Here is a 3,439-nt window from a genome sequence, read left to right on the forward strand (position 1 = left end):
CCGACATCAGCTCCCGAGTGTTCGGGGCGCCGAATAGGCCGCCATCGAGGACCTCGTTGGAGGCCCAGCGAACGACGCCATCGCGGTCCAGCAGGAACTGGCCGACGAGCTGCCCTATGCCGGTTGCCATCATCTGTTGGTCCGCTTCAGTGATATCGTAGCCGTCTTTCTTGTTCAGATATTCGAGCGCCGCAAACGGGTCCATCGGTTCCGGCATCTCGTCCGGCAATTCGACCCGTATCGACTTCACATCGCTCATCGAAACCTTTTGCGGCCATGCGCTCTCGTCTTCGGTGATTTGCATATTCGGCAACCCAAAGGCGCGGTGTGAAGTCCGCTCCGGATCGGATGCCGCGAGTAGGCCTAGCATCGGATGGTAGCGGAGATAAAGGCGCGCCCGCTCGACAGGTGTGTTTACCACCGTCAGGCTATCGATGCCCTTCGCATTGAGGGCTGGGGTGAGCTGCGAAAGTATGGCGATATGGCGCCTGCAAAAGGGGCAATGCAAGCCTCTATACAGTCCGACCAGCACTGGTTTCTCGCCTCGGAAATCGTCGATGGCGATCTTGCCCTCGCGGGTAATCGCGTCGAGCACGAAATTGGGCGCCGTTTCGCCAAGTTGCAGCGGGCCTATGTTCAGACGTTCTGGCATGCTGATCCCTCCTCCCGGGTCGATTCACGACGGATGTGCGGGCGAGTGGCTTGAGCCCATGTGCGACACATACGTCTTTGGGCATGCTGAAATGGCGGTCGGCCTTAGTTAGGTCGGCGTCGATAGTCCAATTATAGCACGGAGTGGGCGGACGCTAAGGCGTTCTTACGGAGGGCCGCGCTTACCAGATGGCGCTGGTGTCCGCTTTAGCCCGGTTGCCGGCCTAAGCCCCGTAGATTGACCGTCCGATATATGTCTGGAGCCGAAGGCTGCAGGTCTGCTGACGGCTTATTCAGCCGTTGTCGGCGCAAGCTTGGCGCCCAAGCTGCAGTCTCGTCGCTCTCGGCGGCGCCGCGAATCTGTGCTAAGCGCCCGCCCAAATCAATCAAAGGACGACAGCTGTGAACGAACTCACCGTGGCCGAGGCGACCGAGAACATCTACGCCTCACTCCGAGCGGATAATGCCGACATCGATGCACATATCGCGACACTCAAGGCAGCGTTGACGCGAGAGGGGAAAAAGCAGGCGGTGTTCGATCCGGCCAGGCTGGCGCAGAACAACCGCTCTGGCCGCAAGTTGATGCAGGCCTATTTTCGGCAGCGCGGCGTTGGCGTGAGCTTTTCGGATTAGCAGAGCGCGCGCGCCGTTGGGAGTTCCCTGCCGGTCCGGCGGTTCGACATCCTGACGTCGCGTGCAGGCAATCTTAGGTACTATGCTGTAAGATTATCTTCCCCTTGCCGGCAAGCCGATCCCGAGACCCAATGCACCCATCTGAACGGCTCAGATTCTGGAGCGAGCGACTTGCGGACGATGTTTCGCCTCGCGCCATGCTCGCCGACATCTCCGACGATGCGAGCAAGCGCCTGGTCGCATTGCGAGCGGCCATGCGCGCCTTCCCTGGAATTGCACGCATTGGCGATGGGCCCTGGGGATTGGGGCGCGAAATAGACCTTCCCATCCGCCTACATTCAATCCGGGCAGTCTTCGTAACGTGGAGTGAATTCGTTTTCGATGGTGTTCGCAATGACGCCCGGCGTGAGGCCTTGGACGCCCTTGAGACGCCGCTGGCCAAACTCGATGAGGGCCTTCCCGACTTCTACCAGCGCAATATCATAAGCAGCGACTATGCTGTCGCCGCTTGGCAGGACGCGACCGAAGCTGCGCGAAGGGGAGTTTCGCTTGTCGAAGCGATTGCGGCGCTGGAATTTCGTGATCTGGCATTCGATCGGGACCGCCCCCATCGGGACTTCCTCGACACGCTCTGCATATACGGTCCGACCGGACGCAGCGACATGGCCAGATGGCGGGCGGCGCAACGCGTCGCCATAGGGGTGGATTGCGCTGTCCTGCGAGATGGCGAGATGACAAGATCGGAACTTGCGCTTGCGCCGCTTTGGCCTGATGCGACCACCGCCGCACTGGAAACCAATCTCACGATGGGCCTGAGCTTCAAGAACGCGCAAGACCTAGGATATGACATCGAGAAGTGGCTGCGCGAGCGCAAGGACGGTTCCCTGATCCTCGGCATGGGCGCTGAGCAAGCGCGAGAGCGCGTCGTGCGGACCGCGAATCTCGCCTGTTCATTCTGGGAAACCCGGCCCGCTACCGACACGTGCTATGCTTTCGACTATTGCCTGCACGGAGATCTGCAAAACCCGAACTGGGGCAGCGAGACAAGCCGCCGACCCTGACCTGCCGAAGTGCGACGATCCAGCGGTATAGATTCGGCGCTCAATTCCGGCTGTTCAAATGCCGCACCCGGCGCAGCGCCGGAAACAGCCAAGCCCACAGCCCAGCGACGGCCACCGCGCCGATGCCGCCGATCACCACGGCGGGCACGGTGCCGATCAGCGCCGCCATGGTGCCGGCGCGGAACTCGCCGACTTCGTTGGAGGCGCCGACGAAGACCTGGTTCACCGCATTGACGCGGCCGCGCACGTCATCCGGCGTCCACAGCTGGATCAGTGTCTCGCGGATATAGACGCTGAACATGTCGGTGGCGCCGAGCAAGGCGAGGGCCAAGATCGACAGCCAGGTGATGGTTGAAACGCCGAACAGAACGGTGACAGCGCCGAACAGACCGACAAAGCCCAGCATGATCTTGCCGGCATGGTCGCGGATCGGGTGGCCGGCCAGCCAGACGGCGACGCAGATGGCGCCGATGCCCGGTGCCGAGCGCAGCAGGCCGAGGCCCCAGGGACCGAGTTCGAGAATGTCGCGCGCATAGACCGGCAGCAGCGCCGAGGCGCCCGACAGGAGCACGGCAAACAGATCGAGCGAGATGGCGCCGAGCACGATCTTCTCGCTCCAGATATAGCGGAAGCCGGCGAACAGCGTTTCCATCGTCGGCTTGTCGGTGGCGGTCTGCTGGGCGGGCTTCGGAATGGTGAAGACGAGGAGGGCTGCAACCAGCATCAGGACGGCGGCGGTGATGTAGGCCGTCTCCGCCGAAAGCCCGTAGAGCAGGCCGCCGGCGACCGGGCCGACAATGGTTGCTGTCTGCCAGGCAGAAGAATTCCAGGCGATCGCGTTGGCGAAGTCCTCCGGCGGCACCAGATTGGCGAACAGCGAGGATGAAGCCGGTCCATAGAAGGCGCGCGCTATGCCGAACATCGCAAGCACCACAAAGATGGGCAGCGGGCCGGCGAGGCCGCGCAACGTAAGCAGCAAGAGCGCAACCGCACAGCCCGCTTCGATCAGCGACGACAAGGTCATGATCAGGCGGCGGCCGAAGCGGTCGGCGACGACGCCGGTGACCAACACCAAAAGCAGCGAGGGCAGAAAC

General features: G+C 62.3%; 4 protein-coding genes. 2 read left to right on the forward strand and 2 right to left on the reverse strand.

From position 1 onward, the window contains the following. Positions 1 to 652: peroxiredoxin-like family protein (locus EN742_RS28560; RefSeq protein ID WP_148670318.1), on the reverse strand; the 652-nt coding region annotated here is incomplete at its 3' end. Between the two features lie 401 nt (positions 653 to 1,053). Here EN742_RS28560 and EN742_RS28565 point away from each other — a divergent pair. Continuing rightward, complete coding sequence (locus EN742_RS28565; RefSeq protein ID WP_127407102.1) at positions 1,054 to 1,284, forward strand: hypothetical protein; 231 nt, start codon at positions 1,054 to 1,056, stop codon at positions 1,282 to 1,284. Between the two features lie 197 nt (positions 1,285 to 1,481). Further along, positions 1,482 to 2,345 (forward strand): hypothetical protein, encoded by an 864-nt coding sequence (locus EN742_RS28570; protein WP_127407101.1) that lies wholly within the window; start codon positions 1,482 to 1,484, stop codon positions 2,343 to 2,345. Between the two features lie 40 nt (positions 2,346 to 2,385). Here EN742_RS28570 and EN742_RS28575 read toward each other — a convergent pair. Further along, the coding region (locus EN742_RS28575; protein ID WP_128333548.1) for an MFS transporter at positions 2,386 to 3,439 on the reverse strand (1,054 nt) is incomplete at its 5' end.

The organism is Mesorhizobium sp. M4A.F.Ca.ET.020.02.1.1 (assembly GCF_004022645.1).
Taxonomy (GTDB): domain Bacteria; phylum Pseudomonadota; class Alphaproteobacteria; order Rhizobiales; family Rhizobiaceae; genus Mesorhizobium.